Source organism: Roseovarius arcticus (assembly GCF_006125015.1).
Lineage (GTDB): Bacteria > Pseudomonadota > Alphaproteobacteria > Rhodobacterales > Rhodobacteraceae > Roseovarius > Roseovarius arcticus.
In genome coordinates this window covers 1,534,406-1,555,490 of sequence record NZ_SZZN01000001.1, presented here as the reverse complement: position 1 = coordinate 1,555,490, position 21,085 = coordinate 1,534,406, and the positions used below count along the sequence as shown (strand labels likewise).

Sequence of the window (21,085 nt, the reverse complement as noted above, 5' to 3'; positions counted from 1 at the left end):
GTCTTGGCGGTGGTTTGCGACGAATTTGTATCGATACATGGGGATATTAAGATGAAAAACCTTATTTGGATCGTGCTGGCCGCGATCGTTCTGATTGGCGGCTATGTGCTGGTTACCGGCCGATCACCAGCCGAGTTGATCGAAACGGACAGTGCCGAGCAGATCAATGCACCCGCCGAGTTGGAGCAGACCGCGGATGAAGCAAGTGCTGCGATGGACGATACCGCCGCCGATGTCGATGCTGCCGCAGATGAAGCAGGCGCCGCGGTCGAGACGGCCACGGACGATCTGCTGAAGAATGCAGATGGGGCAGTGAGCGCCGTCGAAAGCACCGCCAGCGACGCCGCAGCTAGCGCGACGGACGCCGCAAACTCCGCTATTGAGGGCGTTCAGGACGCCGTCGACGCGATGTCGGAGGAGGGCAGCGATGCCATGAAGGTCGTAGACGACGCAGCAGCAAAAGCGGCCGCAGCAGCGAGCGATACGGCTGAGGCGACAGGCGATGCGGCTGAGGCTACCGCGAACACGGCCGCAGAGGCTGTCGATGACGCGGCAAGCACGGCGCCTGATGCAGCTGACAATGCGGACACTTCCGAAGGCACTATGACAGACACGGCAACAGAGGCGGCTGCCCCCTTGACCGTAGAAAACTTTGATATGGATGCCGCTGCACAGATGATTGATAACTCGAACATCAACGCCACGCAAAAGACGCTGCTGAAGGCAACGCTGCAAAAAGCGCAGGAAAATCCTGAGCTTCTGCAAGCCGCGCTCGCTCAGGCGCGTGCAGCACTGGGAATGTAAGCCGCAGCAAAGCGACATAAAACGAAGCCCGCCCCGGAGTGTCCGGCGCGGGCTTTTTCGTGCCTTATCGGTGGGCAGTACGATCAGTCGAGAAACGCCTTTTCAACAACATATTCGCGCGGTGCAGAGTTAGCGCCTTCACGCAGGCCATACTCCTCGAACAGATCCTTCAGCTCCAGATTGAAGGCCATGTTCCCGCAAATCATCGCGCGATCATTTTCGGGCGATAGAGGCGGCACGCCCAGATCAGCATACATTTCGCCCGAGCGCATCAGGCTGGTGATGCGGCCCATCTTGGGGCTCTCTTCGCGCGTGGTGGTCGGGTAATAGCGCAGCTTGTCGGCAAAGCCGTCTCCGATCAGCTCCTCCAGCATCTCATTGCTGCGGATGTCCTCAATCAGTTGCGCAGCGTATGTAAGCTCACCCACTGTGCGGCAGGTGTGGGTCACGATGACCTCGTCGTAGTCCTCGTAGGTCTGCGGATCGCGCAAAAGCGACGCGAACGGCGCAAATCCGGTGCCGGTCGCAAAGAGCCACAGGCGTTTGCCCGGAAGCAGCGCGTCATGCACCAGCGTTCCAACGGGCTTGGGACGCAAAATTACCTGATCGCCGGGCTGGATATGCTGCAGCTTGGACGTGAGCGGCCCGTCCTGCACCTTGATTGAATAGAACTCCAGCTCGTCATCCCACGACGGGGATGCGATGGAGTAGGCGCGCAGCAGCGGTTTTTGCTTGCCGGTTTCGGGGTGCGGATCGCCCATTAGACCGATCATCACGAACTCACCCGAGCGAAACCGCATCGAGGCAGGCCGCGTGATGCGAAACGAGAATAGCTTGTCTGTCCAATGCGTCACCTGCGTGACGGTCTGCGCATCAGGAAGGGCAGGCGCCGCGCGCTGCGGCGCCGGCGCGCTATCTTCGTTCGCGGCGATCTGGGCTGCGGTTTGGTTCACTTGGGTCATCTCGTTCATCAAATCATCTATCGGCAATCTATGCCGATCCTTTTCTAGTCGGTGGGGCCGTGAATTAAAAGGCGGCGTTCAGCCGCGCCGTCAGCCCCGTAGTCTGGCTTGATAGTCATGCGCGCGCCAATCGGCGCGAAAGAGCCACTGATCCTGTGGCTGGCGGGTGGCCAGCGCGTCGTCAATCTCGACCTCGTCAAAGCCGCAGCGCCGCGCCATAGCATACTGATCGGCCAGAACATGACCGCGCGCCCGCAGGCGCCCATGATAGCCCATCAGTCGCAACTGGCGCGCGATAGAGAAACCGCGCCCATCTGCCGAGCTGGGAAAATCGACGCGGATCATCGCGATATCCGGCAGGCGGCCGGCCAATTCGGCGGGGTCCACCGTGGAGGGCAGGTCAATGCCAACGCCATCGCGCGCATCCTCGAGCGCCACTATGGGCGCTGTCCAGTCGTCGGGGCCAAAGCCTGTGTCTGTCACGATAACGCTCATGCGCTTTCTCCTTGTCTGACGAGTTTGCCGTTAATCATGTGGATGCCGCATTCGGATTTGTCCTGGCCCTTCCAGCGACCCGCGCGCGCATCCTCGCCCGGTGCCACAGGCGACGTGCAGGGCATGCAGCCGATCGACGGGTATCCTTGGGCCACCAGCGGATGGCGCGGCAGGCGGTTTTCCTCAATGTACGTTCGCGCGTCGCCTGGCTGCCAATGAGCCAGCGGATTGACCTTGAGCCTGTTCGCGCCCTCCTCGACCTCAAAGAATTCGAGGGTGGCACGTGCGCCGCCCTGATAGCGTTTGCGCCCGGTGATCCAGCCGTCAAAGCATGCCAAAGCGCGCGTCAGCGGCGCCGTTTTGCGCAGCGCGCAGCAGGCATCGGTACTGGTCTGGTTCAGCGTGGCGGCGGGATCCTGGGCCTTTAGATCGGCTGTATCAGGGCGGATGATACGCATGTCGCGCAGGCCCAGACGCTCGGCCAGTTCCTGCTGGTAGACCAGCGTTTCGGTGAACAGCATCCCTGTCTCAAGGAAAATCACAGGTGTCTCGCGCCGCGCCAGCGCGACCATATGCAGGAGCACTACCGACTCCGCACCAAAGCTGGAGACGAGGGCCAGCTGCCCGACATCAGAATCATGCAGCGCGCGCGCAAGCACCGCGATCGCCGAGTGGTGGCGATAGGCGTCGTTCAGCGCGGCGGCGCGTCGGTGCAGATCAGACGTGCGCGTGTCTGGCAGGGCGCTATGCAGCGACATAGGCCTCCGCCTTTCTACGGGCAGCCTTGGCCGCCTCTGCCTCGCCGTAAAGCGCGGTCTTGAACGGGTTCATACCGAGGCGCCGATATGTGGCCAGAAACGTCTCGGACGCGTCCGTTCGGTGGGCCAGATAGGCCTGCATGATCGCCTCAATAGCCGGCACGATATCATCCGCAGAAAATCCGGGCCCGGTGCGGTCCCCTAGCTGCGCATCCGGGCCGCCATCGCCGCCGATGGTGATCTGGTAATTTTCGACCCCCGCACGATCAAGGCCCAGGATGCCGATATGGCCGACATGATGGTGCCCGCAAGCGTTGATGCAGCCCGAGATTTTAATCTTCATCTCGCCGATCTCATGCTCAAGCTTCAGCGCGTCAAAGCGCGTCGCGATCTCTTGCGCGATAGGGATCGAGCGGGCGGTAGCCAACGCGCAGTAATCCATGCCGGGGCAGGCGATGATGTCTGAAATCAGGCCTATATTGGCGGTCGCGAGACGCGCAGCACGTAGCGCGGCATGGACGGCAGGCAGATCGGACTGGTGCACATGTGGCAAGATCACGTTCTGCTCGTGGCTAATGCGCAACTCGTCATGGCCAAAGCGTTCGGCCAGATCCGCCATCACACGCATTTGGTCTGCGCTGGCATCGCCCGGAGTCTCGCCATGCGCCTTGAGGCTGATTGATACGATGGAATATCCCGGCGCCCGGTGCTCGGAGAGGTTCGTATCCGCCCATGCGCGAAAGACCGGATCGGCGGCGCGCACGGCGCCGTAGTTATCCGCCGGCGCCACGCGAAACACGGGCGCAGCAAAATCATTGCGGATCGCGCCCAGCATCTGCTGGTCGATGCCAGTGAACTGTGGCCGGATCAGCGCGTAGCGCGCGTCGACGCGGGCGCGGATATCGTCGATGCCATGCTCGTGGACGGTGATCTTGATGCGCGCTTTGAACTTGTTGTCGCGCCGCCCGATCGTGTTCCAGACGCTGACGACCGCCTCGATGTAAGGCAGCAGATCCTCCTCCGGCAGGAAATCATGCAGGACTTTGCCGATCATGGGCGTGCGGCCCAGACCGCCGCCAACCAGCACCTGATAGCCGATCTGGCCGTCGCGGCGAACGATGCGCAGTCCGATATCGTGCGCCAGTGTCACGGCGCGGTCCATCGGGCTGCCGGTTACAGCGACCTTGAATTTGCGCGGAAGGAATTGAAATTCCGGATGATCGGTCGACCATTGGCGGATCAGCTCCGCGATGGGGCGCGGGTCGGCGACCTCATCAGCGGCGGCGCCGGCGAAATGATCTGCCGTGACGTTGCGGATCGTGTTGCCGCTGGTCTGGATCGCGTGCATCTGCACCTCGCCAAGCGCATCCAGAATGTCAGGTACATCTGCCAGCTCGGGCCAGTTAAACTGGATGTTCTGGCGCGTGGTAAAATGGCCATAACCCTTGTCCCACCGCTCTGCGATCATGGCCAACTGGCGCATCTGGCGCGCGTTCAGCGTGCCGTAGGGGATCGCGACGCGCAGCATATAGGCGTGCAGTTGCAGATAGAGTCCGTTCATCAGGCGTAGCGGCTTGAACTCGTCCTCGGTCAGCGAGCCGTCGACCCGCCGCGCGACCTGCGCGCGAAACTGGCGGTTACGCTCGGCGACGAAGGCGGCGTCAAATTCGGTATAGGTATACATCAGCTTGGGTCCGCCTGCTTGCCATGGAAGTAGTTTGAGGGTCCGGTCCGGCGGAAATCCTCACGAAAATGGGTCGGCTCGGGGCCACTGGCAGTGGGGGTCATATCGGCCAGATAGACGCCAACGACCTCAGCGGCGCGGGCCTGCGCGTCCAGCACGCGTAGATCGGCGTCCGCCTCATCGGTCAGGATGTCGGCCAGCGCCAGATGCGGCGTCCAGCTGTCATCGGCGGCCAGATAGACAACGTCGCCTTTCAACAATGTGTTTGCGGTGACGACCTTGGGGGTGAACTCGCGGGGCATCAGGCGCTCTCCTCTAGTAGGGCGAAGGTTGGGATGGGCGCGATGCCCGGTATGATTTGCGGCGGTAGGCCAGCGTGGCGGCAGGACATAACCTGTCTGGGGTCGGGGGCAGCAGGGCAAAGGCATATGACATGATCGCCCCGCATAGCCGCATTAATCAGCGGCTGCGCAGTGCCGGGCAGCGCACCAAAAGTTGCCTCGCGCCGGGCCAGATCCAACACTTCGGTCGCGATATGCGTGCCGTGCAGCACCAGATCCGCCTCGTGCAGGATGCGTCGGGTTTTCTGCGGTAGCAGCTCTGGATCGGGGCTTGCGACGACCGCAAAGGTGATGCGGCCGGCGGGTTGGGTTTGATTCAGATGTTGCGCCAGATCGGCCTCCAGCACTTTGCCCAGATTGGCGCTGCTGTCCCGATCCAACGCATCAGGCCCGGTGGAGAAGAAGAATCCGCTCCAGAACGTGCGGCGCGCGCGGCCCATCGGAAGCGCCTCGGCCATGCCGCGAAAGGCGCGTGCGGCGCGCGCAAGCGGTCCAAGCGTGGTCGGCAGCATCCGCTCGATGTCAGCCTTGATCGCGCGGGCTAGCACGGGGGCGGTGCCCTCGGTCCCGATGGCGACGGTCACTGGGTCACGGTCCACGATGGCGGGCGTGATGAACTGGCTGTCCTCCAGATTGTCGACGATATTTGTCAGCGCGCCGTCGGCGCGGGCCAGCGCAGTTGTGCGGGCATCCTCAGCCGCATCCTCATCGGCGGCATAAAACAGCGCGGCGCCTAGCGCATCGCCGGACGCCATTGAGCGGCGCACCAGCGCGAGGTGGCCATTCGCGTCCCATTCGCAAATCTCAGGTGCGGGCGCGGGTGCGAACACGGTCAGGTGTGCCTCGGTCTTCATCAGCAGGCGCAGCTTGGCCAGAGCGGCGTCACCGCCCCCTGACACTACGACCCGGCGGCCCTGCAATGCGATGAAGATGGGAAAATGTCTCAAGACCTGTCCATTCCGTTTGACTTAGCCTCATATATAGAAAATATTCCCACCATTACGCCATGGGGCTGGGTGAATAAGGAAATTTGTTCCACTTCACCCACTGCGCAATGGTAAAATTCTACAGAACGAGGAAAACCAGCATGGCTGTTCGTCTGGATGATCTGGATCGGAAAATTCTCGCTGAATTACAGGCGGATGGCGGGCAATCGCTGGACGATATTGCCAAATTGGTGGGCAGTTCCAAGACGCCCGTCTGGAATCGCATCCGCAAAATGCGCGAGGTCGGCGTGATCCGCCACCAGACCTATCTGCTGGACGCGGAAAAGCTGGGATTCGAGGCGTGCTTCTTTGTCCTGATCCGCACGTCCGAACATGACGCAGCGTGGCAGAAGGCATTTTTGCGTGCGCTGCAAGGCAGGCCCGAAGTGCAGGAGGCGCACCGCCTCGCGGGTGATATCGACTACATCCTTAAGGTTAGGGTCGAAAACGCGCGCGCCTACGACACGTTCTATCAAGCGCTGATTTCAGAGGTGAAGGTTCATAACGTTACCGCGTTGCTGTCGATGGAAGAGATTAAATCAACCACCGTTCTGCCGCTATGATACGTTAGCTGCGGCCTCCAAGGCACTGATGATTGGCGAGAAATCATCCGATTTCAGGCTGGCGCCCCCGACCAGTGCCCCGTCCACGTTTGACACGGCAAAGATCTCGGCGGCGTTGGCAGCCTTGACCGATCCACCATAGAGCAGCCGGATCGAGCGTCCCGCGCCCGTGCCGAGCCGCTTTTCCAGTCGCGTTCGGATAAAATCATGCACGTCACCGATCTGATCGGTCGTGGGCGTCAGGCCTGTGCCGATAGCCCAGCATGGCTCATACGCGATCACCGTGTTTTCGCCAGTTGCGGTGTCCGGCACCGAGGTGGATAGCTGCCCACCGATGATATCAAGGGTGTTCTGCGCCTCGCGTTGGTCCAAGCTTTCGCCGACGCAGATGATTGTAATCAGCCCGGCGGCATGGGCGGCATGGGCCTTGGCGCGGACATCTTCGCTCGTCTCGCTGTGATCTGCGCGCCGCTCGGAATGGCCCAGAATTACGGCGCTCGCGCCGACATCGGCCAGCATTTGGGCCGAGATGTCTCCCGTATGCGCGCCGGATGCGTCTGAGTGGCAATTCTGGCCCCCAATCGCGATGGATCCCGCACACTCTGCGGCGGCGGCGATCAGTGTAAAGGGCGGGCAGATGAGAATATCAATGGCGGCACCGGAGTGGATCTGGCTTAGCGTGCGCAGGCCATCCAATTCCGCGTTGCCGCCATTCATCTTCCAATTGCCCGCTGCCAGTTTTCGCCGCATGTCGCCTCCGATAAAAACCAGCTTCAATCATCGCCGAAGCGCGGTTGCTTTGCAAGGTGGCGTATGGCGGCCAATAAGCATCAATATCAATGGACTACGCGGCGAAATTTACATATCGGCAAACTTTATGGACTCGCCGCAGCCGCAGGCCTCGGTGACATTGGGGTTGTTAAAGCGGAAGCCGGATTCGAGCAAGCTGACCTCGTAGTCGATCTGCGTGCCAAAAAGGAACATCTGCGCCATTGGCGCAATCATCACGCGCGCGCCTGCTTCCTCAACGACCTCGTCGTTGGGGTCCACCTCGGTGACGTAATCCATGGTATATTCCATGCCCGCACAGCCGCCTTTTTTGACGCCGATGCGCAGTCCCTGATGCCCGTCCTTGGCCATTAGTTTTGCGATCTGCCCCGCTGCGCGGTCAGTGATTGTGACGGCTTGCTTGCCGGGGATGCCGAACATTTTACGATCCTTTGCCTTTGCACGTAATCTAGGGGCTTAGGCCTGCGATCTCAAGCGGCGGTAGGTGCGTTAGTGCCCAGCGCACCGTCTCGGCTGTCAGAATGGCCCAGCCGAATGAGGCCAGCGTGCCGATAATGACGTATTCTGCCGTACGCTGATCGCGGGCGGCGGTGCCAAAGCGCAGGATGGATTTCGCAGCAATAAGAAAGCCAACGCCAAGCGGCTGCCCCAGCATGATAAGGGCGAATATCAGGCCTCGCTCCAAAAGGCCGATCTGCCGACCACCTTCGCGCAAGCCATTGTTGCGGATACGGTTTCCATGCGGACGCATAAGCAGCGCCACCGCGTATTGCCCCGCCGTGAGCGTGACTACCAGACCCGATGCAATCGCCATCAGCGGCAGTAGCGCGGGCAGGGCGGCCCACTGGCCCGTGGCCCATAGTCCGGGTGCGGCAACGGCCACGATCACCAGTGTAACGATGTGCGCTGCCTGATCGATGACAAAGCCGCGAAAGTGGTGAAAGCCGCCCCGGATCTTGGCGGCGTCAATCACCACATGCACAGCAGCCAGCGCTAGTAGCCAAGGGCTGGCCCATTGTCCGGTCGCGGCCTGTGCGCAGACCAGTACCAGCGCGCCGTGCAGCATCATCACCGGAATACGACGCTTTTGTGCATTGATCCACGCCGTTTGCAGGACGAAATCGGCGAGGACGTGGGCAAAGATAAGCGCGGTGAACGTCTCAATCATTACGTAGGCCTCCAGCTAAGGCAAGTGGATTGGCTTGCATTTGGCGTATGCAAGCCAATATGCCTGCGCGACCTCATTCAATCGCCTCCAGCGCGTCGATCAGCGCGGGATATCCGGCCCCGTTCAACGCCTGATCCACTGCTTGGCGCGAGATACCCAGCGTTTCGGCAGCGACGCGGCGAGGCCCAGCGCCGGGAGGTAGCATCAGGCATAACGAGCGGGCCTGAGCCTGTGTCCAATTCTGCGAGATATAGTCGGCAAGGCGAAAGGCCGCATCGATTGCGCCGCCATCTGCATGTGCCATGAGGGTGTGACCATCGAGCTTTTCCAAGAGGCGCCCAGATGCGGTAAAGGCCGCGCCATGGGCGCTATTCAAATCCGTCATCGGCTGTTCTGGCACCTCGCCATCCCCCGCTGCGGCCGCGATGCGTGTGGCATACTGCGGATCCAGCAAGCGCAGTTGCGCCCGGATATAGAGGGACAACCGGAGGGCAAGGTCAGGGCGATTGATTGCCATTTGCCAGCCATCACCACCACGTCTTGCAAAGCCTGTCATGATATTGGGGCCATGCCCGGTCCAAGCCGCTGCTTCCAGCGAAACCCGCTCAATATGCTGCAATAGAGCGTCCAGCGCATCGGCCTCAATGGACGACGACGCTACAATATCACCTGTGAGAACTGCCCATTTCATGTGCAAGCCTAATCACTTGCTTTTAGAAAAAGCAAGTAAAATCGCTTGCCTTACATAAAGCCGAGTTCCAGCCGGGCTTCATCGCTCATCATGTCCATACCCCAGGGCGGCTCCCATACCAGATCGACGTCGACCTGTTTGATGCCATCCAGCGGTTCAATTGCATCTGCGACCCATCCAGGCATTTCGCCCGCGACGGGGCAGCCGGGGGCGGTGAGCGTCATGATAATCTTGACCGCGTTCTCGGCATCAATGTCGATGGTGTAGATCAGACCCAGATCGTAGATATTCACCGGGATCTCTGGATCAAACACGGACCGGCACGCGGCCACGATGGCCTCATACTGCGGATGCCCGGTCGAGGAGGGCGCGATCAGTGGAATACCCTCGAAGGGTTGTGGATTTTCGGTCATATCAATTCCTGCGAATTTGCCTGAGTGAATATATAGGGATTATGGGGCAGGGCGTCCAGTGGGGGACAACGAACGCCTTGCAACGCGCCCTCAAGAAAAGACGCGCAGCTACTCAGGCCAAGGGCTAATGCCTTTAGCCCCCTTTGCGTTTACGAATGGGCGCCGGACGCACCCGCGCCTCGATCGTCTCATACAGTTTACCGACGATATCCTTACCGGTTGAGCCTTCGATTCCCTCAAAGCCGGGCGAGGAGTTTACCTCCAGCACCTTCGGGCCTTTTTCGGCGCGCAGCAGATCCACGCCCGCCATGTTCAGATTGAATGCACGCGCAGCGCGCAGCGCAGTGTCGCGCTCTTCCTTGGTGATTTTGACCGCGGTGGCGCTACCGCCGCGGTGCAGGTTCGAGCGGAAATCGCCATCGGCGCCGGTGCGCTTCATCGAGGCGACGACCTTGCCGCCGATCACGAGGCAGCGAATATCCTCGCCTGCGGCCTCCTTGACAAAATCCTGCACAAGAAAGTTAGCCTTAAGGCCGCGAAACGCATCAATAACGCTTTCGGCCGCTTTGCGCGTCTCGGCCAGCACGACGCCCTTGCCTTGGGTCGATTCAAGCAACTTGACGATCAGAGGGGCGGTGCCGACCAGCGCGATGATGTTGCCGGTATCGCGGGGGCTGGCGGCGAATGCAGTGTTGGGCATGCCGATTTTAGCGCGGGCCATGATCTGGTGCGCGTGCAGCTTGTCACGGCTGGCGACGATGCCGGCGCTTCCGTTGACGCAGTACGTGCCAATTGTCTCAAACTGGCGCAGAATCGCGGCACCGTAGGGGGTAATCGACGCGCCGATGCGCGGGATCACGGCGTCAAAACGGGGCAGCCGTTTGCCGTCGTAATGAACCTCGGGCGCCATCGCGTTGATGGCCATATAGCAGCGCGTCGTGTTCACAACCTCGACCGTGTGACCGCGACGCTCGCCTTCTTCTACCAAACGGCGGGTGCTGTAGTTATCCTCGCGGCTAAGAACGGCGATCCGCAAGGAACGGTCGGGCGCCTCGCTGCGCATTTTGGCGGTGGAATAAAAGTCATAGCTCAGCTCAGGCTGAAGGAACCGGTCCGTCGCAACGATTGAGATGTGATCCTTGAGCGCTTGGCGCCCCAGAAGCATCCGCGAGGCCATGCCGCCGCGATTGGTCAGTGTTATTTCGATCGGCCAGTCGTCACCATTCACCGATAGCGGCGTCTCAATGACAAAGCGCGACTCGCTCTCTCCGTTGGATGATGTGATGTCGCGGCGGTCAAGGATCAGGGCGGAGCATGGGATGACCAAATCGTCGCGCCCCGGAATGGGATGCAAGGTAAAGCGCACTTTAGGCTTGGCCGCGGGGCCGAAGGTCTCAATGTCAAAGGCATGCAGCGCGGAGGTGCGCGCGCCGGTATCCACCTTGGCGCGGATGGCCGGGACGCCTAGTTTGGGCAGGCCAACCCACTCCTCCCACCCGAATTGCAGCGGCACTGGCGGCTCGGATGGGGACATGTGTGGGAATCCTTATCTGCTGGGGAAGCTGTATGAAACGCACAGATGTATCGCGTTTCACTCAAACGTAAAGGCTTTGTTGAGCCGCACCCGCCCCCGGGGCTGATTAGACTACCCCTTATTCACGTCATCGTAAACACGCCGCACCTGGCCGTCCTTTAGCCGAAAGATGCGCCGCAGCCCCGCCCACGCGACCAGCGACAGCGCGGCGAAAATCACCAGCAGTATCGGCAGCGAAAGCGTGAGCGGCGCCAAGACCAGCAAGAGGCCCGTCACCGCCGCACCAATTGCGAACCCCAGAAAAAGAAATCCCGGCAGGACGATTTCGATGACAGCGAGCAGCAATGCGGCGGCCACCCATACCCACCAGAGCGACCAAACGGGGATGATCTGGACCGCGTCAATCATGCCTTGCCCTTGAGCATCGAGAACGCGTTACCGAATGCCTCCAGCGCGTTCGCCGGCACGAGGATGGTGGTCGATGACGGGCTGGCGCCCAGCGCATTCAGTGCCTCAACCTGTTTGAGCGCAACCTGATACTGGGCTGCCTCCAGACCATTGTCAGCGATTGCACGCGCGACGACTGAGGTGGCGTATGCCTCTGCATCTGATGCGATGCGGCGGGCCTTGGCGATCTGCTCGGCAGCATATAATTCTGCATCTGCATTCAGCTCAACCGCGCGCTTGCGGCCTTCGGCCTCTGTCACGTGTGCACGGCGGGCGCGCTCGGCGTTCAGCTGTTGCAGCATGGCCTCGCGCGTTGCCTGATCGAGGTTGACGTCCAAGATCTCGGCGCGGGTCACTTCGATGCCCCAGTTATCCACGGCATCCTCGACCGTCGCCTTGATCGTTCCGATTAGCTGCGTGCGGTTAGATTGCACCTCGTCCAGATCCATCTTGCCCATTTCGGCGCGCACGATGCCGGCGACGGTCGTGGCGATAGCGCCGTCGATATCGCGGATGCGGTACACCGTTTTTTCCGGCTGCACGATGCGGTAAAAGACCGAGCTGTCGACCTGCACCAGCACGTTATCTTTGGTTATCGCGTCCTGACTTGCCGTAGGCAACTGACGCTCCAAAATCGAAATTTTGTGCGCGATCTTGTCCAAAAAAGGCACGATCATGTTGATACCGGGGCCAAGCACCGAATGAAGGCGGCCAAAGCGTTCGACGACGTGCTGCTCGGACTGGGGCACGATCTTGATGCTTTTGAAGATGACGACGATCAGCAGCAGCGCTAGCAAAATATAGATAAGGTTGGACGAGAGTGCGTCGATAATAACGTCTTCGGTCATAATGCATTTCCTGAAAATGGCGCCGCAGGTGCCGCGCGTTGGCTTTTGCAAATTACCCTAATGGGGATTAAGGAAACGCAAAAGCGAATAAGGGGTGCATTCCAGATGACAGCGCGGTTTGAGTTTCAGGTGGCGGCGACGGACGGGCGCGCCCGCACAGGCGCCATTTCGACGCCGAGGGGACAGATCCGCACGCCGGCTTTTATGCCCGTCGGGACTGCGGCGACAGTCAAGGCGATGATGCCCGAAAGCGTGGCGGCCACGGGCGCCGACATTTTGCTAGGCAATACCTACCATTTGATGCTGCGCCCCACGGCAGAGCGGATTGCGCGCCTTGGCGGCTTGCACAAATTCATGAACTGGCAGGGACCGATATTGACCGATAGTGGCGGATTTCAGGTGATGAGCCTCGCGGACCTGCGCAAGCTGACCGAAGAGGGCGTGGCGTTTCGCAGCCATATAGACGGCTCAAAACACATGCTGACGCCTGAGCGGTCGATGGAAATCCAAGCGCTGTTGGGCAGCGATATCGTCATGTCCTTTGACGAGTGTCCCGCGCTACCGGCGACGGATAAGGCGGTTGAGCAGAGCATGGAGCTGTCAATGCGGTGGGCGCGCCGCTCCAAGGAGGCATTCGGCGACCGGCCCGGTCACGCCCTCTTTGGCATCCAGCAGGGCGGCGTTACGCAAGAGCTTCGCGCTGCAAGCGCAGAGCATCTAAAGGAAATCGGATTTGACGGCTATGCCATCGGCGGGCTGGCCGTGGGCGAAGGGCAGGAGGCAATGTTCGGGGTGCTGGACTATGCGCCCGATATGCTGCCTGAGGACAAACCGCGCTACCTGATGGGTGTCGGCAAGCCCGACGACATCGTCGGAGCGGTGGCGCGGGGCGTCGACATGATGGATTGCGTGCTGCCGTCCCGATCGGGCCGGACGGGGCAAGCGTGGACGCGGCGGGGGCAGATCAATATCAAGAATGCCCGCCATGCCGACGATCCGCGCCCCTTGGACGAGGAGTGTGGCTGTCCTGCCTGCCGCAATTATTCGCGGGCCTACCTGCATCACGTGTTCCGGTCGCAGGAAATGATCTCGGGGATGCTGCTGACGTGGCATAACCTGCATTACTATCAGCAGCTTATGGGCGCGATGCGTGATGCCATCGCCGCGACGCGGTTCGATGCGTGGCGGGCCGAATTTCACGACCTGCGGGCTCAGGGAGATATCGAGCCGCTATAGGCTAGTGTCAGGATTCAGGTATTTTCACCAAGAAAAGGCTGAGGGCCGTGTTGCTATAACGAGGCGTGGGTAATTTAAGATGAAATGACGGGGGAAGGTCCTTGCCGCGAGCGTGGCGCAGCGTCATTCTGCACCGCAAGGTTGAAAGCGCGGCATAGCTGCCCCAAATTAACCAGTCAGATGGAGAGGGCATGGTCGCCGCCTAGCGGGGCCGGACCCTCTTGCCAAGAAAGGGCCAGACAGAACTCTGGACCGATACATAAGGAAAGAGCATGAAAGAGCCCCTGAATTCCTCCTATCCGGTGCTGCCGCTGCGCGATATCGTTGTGTTCCCACACATGATCGTGCCGCTTTTCGTGGGTCGCGAGAAATCGGTGCGCGCGCTGGAGGAGGTTATGGCTGACGACAAGCAGATTCTGCTGTCGAGTCAGATCGACCCAAGCGTTGACGATCCGGACGCCAAGGGCATCTACAAAGCGGGTGTTCTGGCGAACGTTTTGCAACTACTGAAATTGCCCGATGGCACCGTCAAGGTGCTGGTCGAGGGCGTCGCGCGTGTGCGGATTATCGAGTATCTCGAAAACGATGATTTCTTTGAGGCCCGCGCCGAGTACCTGACCGAAATGCCGGGCGATGCGACCACTATAGAGGCGTTGTTGCGCAGCGTTTCCAGTGAGTTCGAGCGCTATGCTAAGGTCAAAAAGAATGTGCCGGAAGAGGCGCTGACAGCCGTGTCAGACGCCGGAGAGCCTGCGCGCCTCGCCGATCTGGTGGCCGGACATCTGGGCATCGAGGTAGAGCAAAAGCAGGAACTGCTTGAAACACTCAGCGTCAGCGAGCGCCTGGAGAAGGTCTATGGCCTGATGCAGGGCGAAATGAGCGTGCTGCAGGTCGAAAAGAAGATCAAGACCCGCGTCAAAAGCCAGATGGAGCGCACGCAGCGCGAATATTATCTGAATGAGCAGATGAAGGCCATTCAGAAGGAATTGGGCGATGGCGAGGACGGCGAAGGCGAAGTTGCCGAGCTGGAGAAGCGCGTCAGTGAGACCAAGCTGAGCAAAGAGGCCCGCGAAAAGGCGGATGCCGAACTGAAAAAGCTGAAAAACATGAGCCCGATGAGTGCCGAGGCAACCGTCGTACGCAACTATCTGGAATGGATGCTGTCGATCCCTTGGGGCGTGAAAAGCCGCGTCAAGAAGGATCTGGCGCGCGCCGAAAAGGTACTGGACGACGACCACTATGGCCTCGACAAGGTCAAAGAGCGCATCGTCGAATATCTGGCCGTGCAGCAACGCTCGCAAAAGCTGAAGGGGCCGATCATGTGCCTCGTCGGCCCTCCGGGCGTGGGCAAGACATCGCTGGGCAAATCCGTGGCCAAGGCGACAGGGCGCGAATTTATTCGCATCAGCCTTGGCGGTGTGCGCGACGAGTCCGAGATCCGCGGCCACCGCCGGACCTATATCGGCTCCATGCCGGGCAAGATCATACAAGCGCTGAAAAAGGCCAAGACGACCAATCCGCTGATCTTGCTGGATGAGATCGACAAAATGGGCCAGGACTTCCGCGGTGATCCTGCGTCAGCGATGCTAGAGGTCTTGGACCCCGAGCAGAACAGCACGTTCGTCGATCACTATCTGGAGGTTGAATATGACCTCAGCAATGTGATGTTTTTGACCACGTCGAACAGCTATAATATGCCTGGCCCGCTTCTGGACCGTATGGAGATTATCCCGCTGGCCGGCTATACCGAGGACGAAAAGCGCGAAATCGCCAAGCAACATTTGCTGGAGAAACAGATCAAGAACCACGGTCTGAAGAAGGGCGAGTTTGAGCTGACCGATGATGCGTTGACCGACATCATTCGCTACTACACCCGCGAGGCGGGCGTCCGGAACCTAGAGCGCGAGATTGCCAAGGTCGCCCGTAAGGCGGTGACGCAGATCATCAAAAAACAGGCGACATCTATCAAGGTGACGGCTGAAAACCTTGATGACTTCCTTGGGGTGCGCAAGCACAAGTTTGGTCTGGCCGAGGATGCCGATCAGGTTGGTGTCGTCACGGGGCTGGCCTATACGTCGGTGGGCGGCGAGTTGCTGAATATCGAGGCGCTGCGCCTGCCGGGCAAGGGCCGGATGAAGACCACTGGCAAGCTGGGTGATGTGATGAAGGAATCCATCGATGCGGCGAACAGCTATGTCCGCTCGGTCGCGCCTGCCATCGGGATCAAACCGCCCCGGCTGGAGAAGTGGGACATTCACGTCCACGTGCCTGAGGGTGCAACGCCTAAGGATGGGCCGAGCGCTGGCTTGGCCATGGTCACGTCCATCGTATCGGTGCTGACTGGCATTCCGGTGCGCAAGGATATCGCCATGACCGGCGAGGTCACGCTGCGCGGTAACGCGCTGCCGATCGGGGGCCTCAAAGAGAAGCTGCTGGCCGCATTGCGCGGCGGCATCAAGACGGTGCTGATCCCTCAGGAGAACGAAAAGGATCTGGCCGAGATCCCCGATAACGTGAAGCAGGGGCTAAAGATTATCCCTGTGTCGCACGTTCGCGAAGTACTGAAGCTGGCCCTGACCCGGGACCCTGAACCGATCGAATGGGACGAAGCCGCCGAGGAGGCCGCCGCCGCTGAGGCCGCGCTAAAATCCGGCAATGACGGAACGGGCGCGACGGCGCACTGAGCCTGGCAAAGGCTATGAAGGAAAGAAGGGGCGCCCGTTACTGGGCGCCCCTTCTTCGTTTAGTAGGCTTTATCAGATCAACCCGCGGGGCCGTGATAGTCAGTTCGCGCTGATGATCGCCGTCAGAAAGATTAATGCAGTGAGGGTAATTGCCACCATCTCGGCCTGATTGGCTGACGAGCTGACAGCCTCCGCCTCGATGATTGCAGGCTCCATCACGGGCTCGCTGTAGTTCCCGGCCATGGCAGGTGCTGCGGCCAGCGCGGTTGCGGCTGTTGCCGCCAGTATCATTTTTTTCATGATCGTCCCCTAGGAATGACTCTTTGGTTATTTTTGGCCAGTCGCGGCCTGCGATTGCCCTTACCAGCAAAGGCTTGCCAGACGCGCAACTTCGATATTTGCATCAACATTCCGTTGGGTCAAGCGGCCTTGGTCCGTGGTTATTCACCTGTGTCAAAAGAGTGTCGCATCGGCGCAACACTGCTCTAGACTCTGAAGTAACTGACCGTAGGTTTTTTCCGCCCGCATGATCCGTGCGCGTGGTAGGCCCGTATTCTCAACCCGGATCAGTGCCTCGAACGCCAGAAAGAAGGGCAGCGTCGCCGTGCGCTCGACCTTGGTGAAGGCAAAGGCGCCGGCGAAGGCCTCTAGGCATGCCCGGTCCACGCCCAGCGCCGTATTGCCCGACAGGCGCAGGCGTCGGCGGCCCATATGCATGGCGAACCGGGCAATATCCTTCATCAACGGCAGGCGCTGAGATCCGCCCAGATCAATGCCGGTCAAGAGGGCGCCGTCCGCGATCAGGTTGTTCGGATGGTAATCACCGTGACAGACCGCCACGCGCCACGGCTCGGACGCGACAAGGGGCGCTAAACGCTCCATCTGGGCGAGGATGCGCAATTCCAGCGCGCGGAGCTGTGCGAACGGCTGCTGAGCAGAGGCGCGTGCGGCCCGCTTGATCCATGCATCCGCTCGCGGCAGACGCCAGCCTTCGGTCATGGCGGTGCTTGTGCGTAGCCATGCGGCGGCGGGGGCCAGATAAGCGACCCGTTGGCCGACGTCCAGGCTGTAGAGCAATTGCAAAAGGGGGGTGCCGGCGGCGTCCTGCTGAACGGTGACACCGGCGCCGGGTGCGGCGCAGATCGGCTCGGGCACGCGCAGATCACCGGTCGCCATGTAGGGCCATAGACGGTTCAACTCGTCCCATTCGCGCTGCGCCGCGCCGGTCTCTGGCTTGAGATGCACGCGGAAAATCACGCGCCGACCCTCTAGCTGGCCGCGAAATATAGCCCGCTTGCCCGTCACATCGCGGATCAGGTCGGTCGGTTGGGCCTGCTCCAGACGCGGCTCTTCGCTCCGAGCGGCTGTCAGGCGTGCGTTAAGGCGCATCATTACGTCTAGGTCGGGCATGGGGGGCAGTTTGGCGCTCATCCGCGCACTCAAGCGCAGGGACGTTGCGCGGTCAACCTAAATGCCCCGGCCGCGATTGAACCCCGGATTGGCTGCGTCTATGGTGTAAGCGAACCCGAAGATACCAAATCATGAGGCCCATGAATGAGCGATACACCCGTAGCCGAGATGACATTCGAGCAAGCCATGGCCGAGCTGGAACAGGTGGTCGGGCGGCTGGAACGCGGCGATGTCGCGCTGGACGAATCCATCACCCTGTATGAGCGGGGCGCAGCGCTAAAGAAACGCTGCGAGACAAAGCTGAAAGAAGCCGAAGAGAAGGTTGCCGCGATCACGCTGGACGACAACGGCGAGCCGACCGGGTTAAAGCCGGTTGAGGGTCTCTGAGCGGGATGGAAGCACAGCTGATTGAGGCGCAAGAGGCAGTCAGCGCGCATCTGGAGCATGTTCTGACCCCCTATGGCGCTGGCGATGTGGCAGAGGCGATGCGCCATGCCGCTGCGGGCGGCAAGCGTCTGCGCGCGTGTCTTGTGCTGGAATCGGCGCGTCTGAACGGGGTGTCGCAGGCGGCTGCTATCTGGCCCGCCACGGCGATTGAGGCGATGCATGCCTACAGCCTTGTGCATGATGATCTGCCCTGCATGGACGACGATGACGAGCGGCGCGGCAGGCCCACAGTGCATGTGAAATGGGACGAGATGACGGCTGTGCTGGCGGGCGATGCCTTGCAATCGCTGGCGTTTGAACTGGCAGCGCATCCAAACGTTGGCGCCGGCGATGTCCGCGCTGATCTGGCGCTTAGCCTTGCGAGGGCGGCTGGCGGGCAGGGCATGGTGCTGGGCCAGGCGCTGGACATGGCCGCGGAACGGCCCGGCGCGCAGCTAGACCTGACGCAGATTACAGCGCTACAGGCAGGTAAAACCGGCGCGCTTTTTGAATGGAGCGCTGCGGCAGGCGCGCGCATGGCTGGCGCCGATCCTCAGCGATTAATCCGCTATGCTGCCGCAATGGGGCAAGCATTTCAGATCCATGATGATATCATTGATGTCACCGGCGATGCCACCGCCGCAGGCAAGGCGGTGGGCAAGGACGCGGCAGCGGGTAAGGCCACCTTCGTTTCGCTGCTGGGTCTGGACGGCGCCCGCGCCCGCGCCGCCGCGTTGGTTGACGATGCAGTGTCGGCGCTATCTGAGTATGGTACAGGCGCAGATACCTTGCGGGCCATCGCTCGCTTCGCTATCTCGCGTGACAGCTGACCTGACGCCCCAAGGAGGGCCATGCCATGACCATGACGCCTGAGAGCGGGCCCAAAACACCGCTGCTTGACCGTATCGACAGCCCCGCAGACATGAAGCGGCTGAGCGATGCCGAACTGAGCCGTCTGGCAGATGAGTTGCGGGCTGAGACAATTAACTCCGTCTCAAAGACAGGCGGCCATCTGGGCGCGGGTCTGGGCGTGGTCGAGTTGACCGTGGCGCTGCATGCCGTATTCGACGCGCCCCGCGACAAGATTATCTGGGACGTCAGCCATCAAAGTTATCCGCACAAGATCCTGACTGGCCGCCGGGGACGCATGGGCACACTGCGCCAAAAAGACGGGATCAGCGGATTTACCAAACGCTCCGAGTCGCCCTACGATCCTTTCGGCGCGGCCCATTCCAGCACCTCTATCAGCGCCGCGTTAGGCTTTGCCGTGGCGCGTGATCTGGGCGGGGCCTGCGATACCGGGCATGGCGATGCGGTCGCGATCATCGGCGACGGCGCAATGAGTGCCGGCATGGCGTTTGAGGCGCTGAACAACGCGGGCGCCCTTGGCAAACGGATGTTTGTTATCCTCAACGATAACGAGATGTCGATTGCGCCGCCCGTGGGCGCACTGTCGTCGTACCTGTCCCGCCTATACGCCGAGCAACCCTTTCAGGAGTTGAAGGCCGCCGCCAAGGGGGCGGTGTCGCTGCTGCCCGGCCCGTTTCAGGAGGGCGCCCGCCGCGCCAAGGATATGCTCAAGGGGCTGGCCGTAGGCGGCACGCTGTTCGAGGAGCTGGGGTTTTCCTACCTTGGCCCCATCGACGGGCATGACATGGACCAGCTGCTACCGGTCCTGCGGACCGTTCGACAGCGCGCTACCGGCCCGATGCTGATCCACGTGCTGACGAAAAAGGGCAAGGGGTACGCCCCCGCCGAGGGCGCGGATGATGGCGGCCACGCGACCGCGAAATTTGACGTGACGACGGGCAAACAGAGCAAACCGCCCAGCAACGCGCCCAGCTACACCTCAGTCTTTGGCCGCGCACTGGTCGATCATGCCAGCCGCGACGACCGCATCGTGGCGGTTACTGCCGCTATGCCGGACGGCACCGGCCTTGGCCTTATGGCCGAGCGGTATCCCTCGCGCACCTTTGATGTCGGCATTGCCGAGCAGCACGCCGTGACATTTGCCGCTGGCATGGCAGCAGGGGGGCTGCGGCCGTTCTGCGCGCTCTATTCGACCTTCCTGCAACGCGGCTATGATCAGGTCGTGCATGACGTGGCAATCCAGCGCCTGCCTGTACGTTTTGCCATCGACCGCGCCGGACTGGTTGGCGCCGATGGTGCCACCCATGCGGGCAGCTTTGACGTGGCGTTTCTGGCCAATCTGCCCGGTTTCGTTGTCATGGCCGCCGCCGATGAGGCCGAGCTGGTGCATATGGTCGCGACCGCCGCGGCGCACGACGGCGGGCCCATCGCATTCCGCTATCCGCGCGGCGAGGGCGAGGGCGTGACGATGCCAGAACGCGGCGTCCCGCTGGAAATCGGCAAGGGCCGGATCATTGCGGATGGCAGCCGGGTCGCAATCCTCAGCTTTGGCACGCGGCTGGGCGAGGTGCGCAAGGCCGCCGAGGCACTATCGGCGCGCGGTATCACGCCCACCATCGCCGATGCCCGCTTTGCCAAGCCGCTGGACAGGGACATGATCCTAAAGCTGGCCGAGGACCACGAGGCGCTGATATGTGTCGAGGAGGGCGCGATCGGCGGCTTTGGCAGCCACGTCGCGCAGCTATTAGCCGATGAGGGTGTGTTCGATCACGGTCTCAAATTCCGCTCAATGGTGCTGCCTGATATCTTTATCGATCAGGCCAGTCCTGCGGATATGTATGCCGTTGCGGGCATGGATGCAGCGCAGATCGAGGCAAAGGTGCTGGAAGTGCTGGGTGTCGCGCAGATCGCAGGCAAGCGTGCCTGACGGCGCGCAACTGTTTCATCTTTTCTTAGTGGAATTATGGATTATATCT

23 protein-coding genes are annotated in these 21,085 nt (G+C 61.0%); 7 read left to right on the top strand and 16 right to left on the bottom strand.

The features are described from left to right. Positions 1-51 precede the first annotated feature (51 nt). Positions 52-804: a translation initiation factor 3 gene (locus MK6180000_RS07320; protein ID WP_138934139.1), complete on the top strand. Its 753-nt coding sequence runs from the start codon at positions 52-54 to the stop codon at positions 802-804. An 83-nt stretch (positions 805-887) separates the two neighbouring features. On the opposite strand, the gene MK6180000_RS07315 is transcribed toward MK6180000_RS07320, so the two are convergent. From MK6180000_RS07315 to MK6180000_RS07290, 6 genes are all read right to left on the bottom strand, one after another. Then, positions 888-1,775, bottom strand: a complete 888-nt coding sequence (locus MK6180000_RS07315) for a ferredoxin--NADP reductase (protein ID WP_138936391.1) — start codon at positions 1,773-1,775, stop codon at positions 888-890. 81 nt (positions 1,776-1,856) lie between these two features. After that, positions 1,857-2,261, bottom strand: a complete 405-nt coding sequence (locus tag MK6180000_RS07310) for a DUF934 domain-containing protein (RefSeq protein ID WP_138934138.1) — start codon at positions 2,259-2,261, stop codon at positions 1,857-1,859. Continuing rightward, positions 2,258-3,019: a phosphoadenylyl-sulfate reductase gene (locus MK6180000_RS07305; RefSeq protein WP_138934137.1), complete on the bottom strand. Its 762-nt coding sequence runs from the start codon at positions 3,017-3,019 to the stop codon at positions 2,258-2,260. Before MK6180000_RS07305 ends, MK6180000_RS07310 begins: the two co-directional genes overlap by 4 nt. Next, positions 3,006-4,703, bottom strand: a complete 1,698-nt coding sequence (locus tag MK6180000_RS07300; protein ID WP_138934136.1) for a nitrite/sulfite reductase — start codon at positions 4,701-4,703, stop codon at positions 3,006-3,008. The genes MK6180000_RS07305 and MK6180000_RS07300 overlap by 14 nt, the downstream gene beginning before the upstream one ends. After that, on the bottom strand, positions 4,703-5,005 hold the full coding sequence (locus tag MK6180000_RS07295; protein ID WP_138934135.1) for a DUF2849 domain-containing protein: 303 nt from the start codon (positions 5,003-5,005) through the stop codon (positions 4,703-4,705). Before MK6180000_RS07295 ends, MK6180000_RS07300 begins: the two co-directional genes overlap by 1 nt. Next, complete coding sequence (locus MK6180000_RS07290) at positions 5,005-5,991, bottom strand: siroheme synthase (protein ID WP_138934134.1); 987 nt, start codon at positions 5,989-5,991, stop codon at positions 5,005-5,007. Before MK6180000_RS07290 ends, MK6180000_RS07295 begins: the two co-directional genes overlap by 1 nt. A gap of 140 nt (positions 5,992-6,131) precedes the next feature. Here MK6180000_RS07290 and MK6180000_RS07285 point away from each other — a divergent pair, with 140 nt between their 5' ends. Next, positions 6,132-6,593, top strand: coding sequence for an Lrp/AsnC family transcriptional regulator (locus tag MK6180000_RS07285; RefSeq protein WP_138934133.1), 462 nt, complete (start codon positions 6,132-6,134; stop codon positions 6,591-6,593). Here MK6180000_RS07285 and tpiA read toward each other — a convergent pair. The 8 genes from tpiA to MK6180000_RS07245 all read right to left on the bottom strand — a co-directional run bounded on the left by tpiA (position 6,588) and on the right by MK6180000_RS07245 (position 12,483). Beyond that, positions 6,588-7,343, bottom strand: coding sequence for a triose-phosphate isomerase (gene tpiA, locus MK6180000_RS07280; protein WP_138934132.1), 756 nt, complete (start codon positions 7,341-7,343; stop codon positions 6,588-6,590). The genes MK6180000_RS07285 and tpiA overlap by 6 nt on opposite strands. 108 nt (positions 7,344-7,451) lie before the next feature. After that, positions 7,452-7,802 carry a HesB/IscA family protein gene (locus MK6180000_RS07275; protein WP_138934131.1) on the bottom strand — a complete coding sequence of 117 codons (351 nt, stop codon included), beginning with the start codon at positions 7,800-7,802 and terminating at the stop codon, positions 7,452-7,454. A 28-nt stretch (positions 7,803-7,830) separates the two neighbouring features. Continuing rightward, positions 7,831-8,550 (bottom strand): DUF3307 domain-containing protein, encoded by a 720-nt coding sequence (locus MK6180000_RS07270; protein ID WP_138934130.1) that lies wholly within the window; start codon positions 8,548-8,550, stop codon positions 7,831-7,833. 73 nt (positions 8,551-8,623) lie between these two features. Next, positions 8,624-9,241, bottom strand: a complete 618-nt coding sequence (locus MK6180000_RS07265; protein WP_138934129.1) for a MarR family transcriptional regulator — start codon at positions 9,239-9,241, stop codon at positions 8,624-8,626. Positions 9,242-9,291: 50 nt separating this feature from the next. Continuing rightward, positions 9,292-9,654 carry an SUF system Fe-S cluster assembly protein gene (locus tag MK6180000_RS07260; protein ID WP_138934128.1) on the bottom strand — a complete coding sequence of 121 codons (363 nt, stop codon included), beginning with the start codon at positions 9,652-9,654 and terminating at the stop codon, positions 9,292-9,294. A 133-nt stretch (positions 9,655-9,787) separates the two neighbouring features. After that, positions 9,788-11,188, bottom strand: a complete 1,401-nt coding sequence (gene rimK / locus MK6180000_RS07255; protein WP_138934127.1) for a 30S ribosomal protein S6--L-glutamate ligase — start codon at positions 11,186-11,188, stop codon at positions 9,788-9,790. Between the two features lie 111 nt (positions 11,189-11,299). Continuing rightward, on the bottom strand, positions 11,300-11,596 hold the full coding sequence (locus MK6180000_RS07250) for an NfeD family protein (protein ID WP_171054568.1): 297 nt from the start codon (positions 11,594-11,596) through the stop codon (positions 11,300-11,302). Further along, entirely contained in the window at positions 11,593-12,483 is an 891-nt protein-coding gene (locus MK6180000_RS07245) for an SPFH domain-containing protein (RefSeq protein WP_138934126.1), read from the bottom strand. The genes MK6180000_RS07250 and MK6180000_RS07245 overlap by 4 nt, the downstream gene beginning before the upstream one ends. A gap of 105 nt (positions 12,484-12,588) precedes the next feature. Between MK6180000_RS07245 and tgt the strand changes: the two genes are divergently transcribed. Both tgt and lon read left to right on the top strand, forming a co-directional pair. Then, entirely contained in the window at positions 12,589-13,719 is a 1,131-nt protein-coding gene (gene tgt, locus MK6180000_RS07240; RefSeq protein ID WP_138934125.1) for a tRNA guanosine(34) transglycosylase Tgt, read from the top strand. Positions 13,720-13,991: 272 nt separating this feature from the next. Then, the gene (gene lon / locus MK6180000_RS07235) at positions 13,992-16,403 is read left to right on the top strand and encodes an endopeptidase La (protein WP_138934124.1); all 2,412 of its coding nucleotides are present in this window, start codon (positions 13,992-13,994) and stop codon (positions 16,401-16,403) included. Between the two features lie 99 nt (positions 16,404-16,502). On the opposite strand, the gene MK6180000_RS07230 is transcribed toward lon, so the two are convergent. Both MK6180000_RS07230 and MK6180000_RS07225 read right to left on the bottom strand, forming a co-directional pair. Continuing rightward, complete coding sequence (locus MK6180000_RS07230; protein WP_138934123.1) at positions 16,503-16,703, bottom strand: hypothetical protein; 201 nt, start codon at positions 16,701-16,703, stop codon at positions 16,503-16,505. Positions 16,704-16,856: 153 nt separating this feature from the next. Beyond that, positions 16,857-17,834: a phosphotransferase gene (locus MK6180000_RS07225; RefSeq protein ID WP_138934122.1), complete on the bottom strand. Its 978-nt coding sequence runs from the start codon at positions 17,832-17,834 to the stop codon at positions 16,857-16,859. Positions 17,835-17,957: 123 nt separating this feature from the next. Between MK6180000_RS07225 and MK6180000_RS07220 the strand changes: the two genes are divergently transcribed. The 3 genes from MK6180000_RS07220 to dxs are packed head-to-tail and all read left to right on the top strand — an operon-like array spanning position 17,958 to position 21,036. Beyond that, positions 17,958-18,200 (top strand): exodeoxyribonuclease VII small subunit, encoded by a 243-nt coding sequence (locus tag MK6180000_RS07220; RefSeq protein WP_138934121.1) that lies wholly within the window; start codon positions 17,958-17,960, stop codon positions 18,198-18,200. A gap of 5 nt (positions 18,201-18,205) precedes the next feature. Beyond that, complete coding sequence (locus MK6180000_RS07215) at positions 18,206-19,069, top strand: polyprenyl synthetase family protein (RefSeq protein WP_138934120.1); 864 nt, start codon at positions 18,206-18,208, stop codon at positions 19,067-19,069. Positions 19,070-19,095: 26 nt separating this feature from the next. Beyond that, the gene (gene dxs, locus MK6180000_RS07210; protein ID WP_425466829.1) at positions 19,096-21,036 is read left to right on the top strand and encodes a 1-deoxy-D-xylulose-5-phosphate synthase; all 1,941 of its coding nucleotides are present in this window, start codon (positions 19,096-19,098) and stop codon (positions 21,034-21,036) included. Positions 21,037-21,085: the final 49 nt, after the last annotated feature.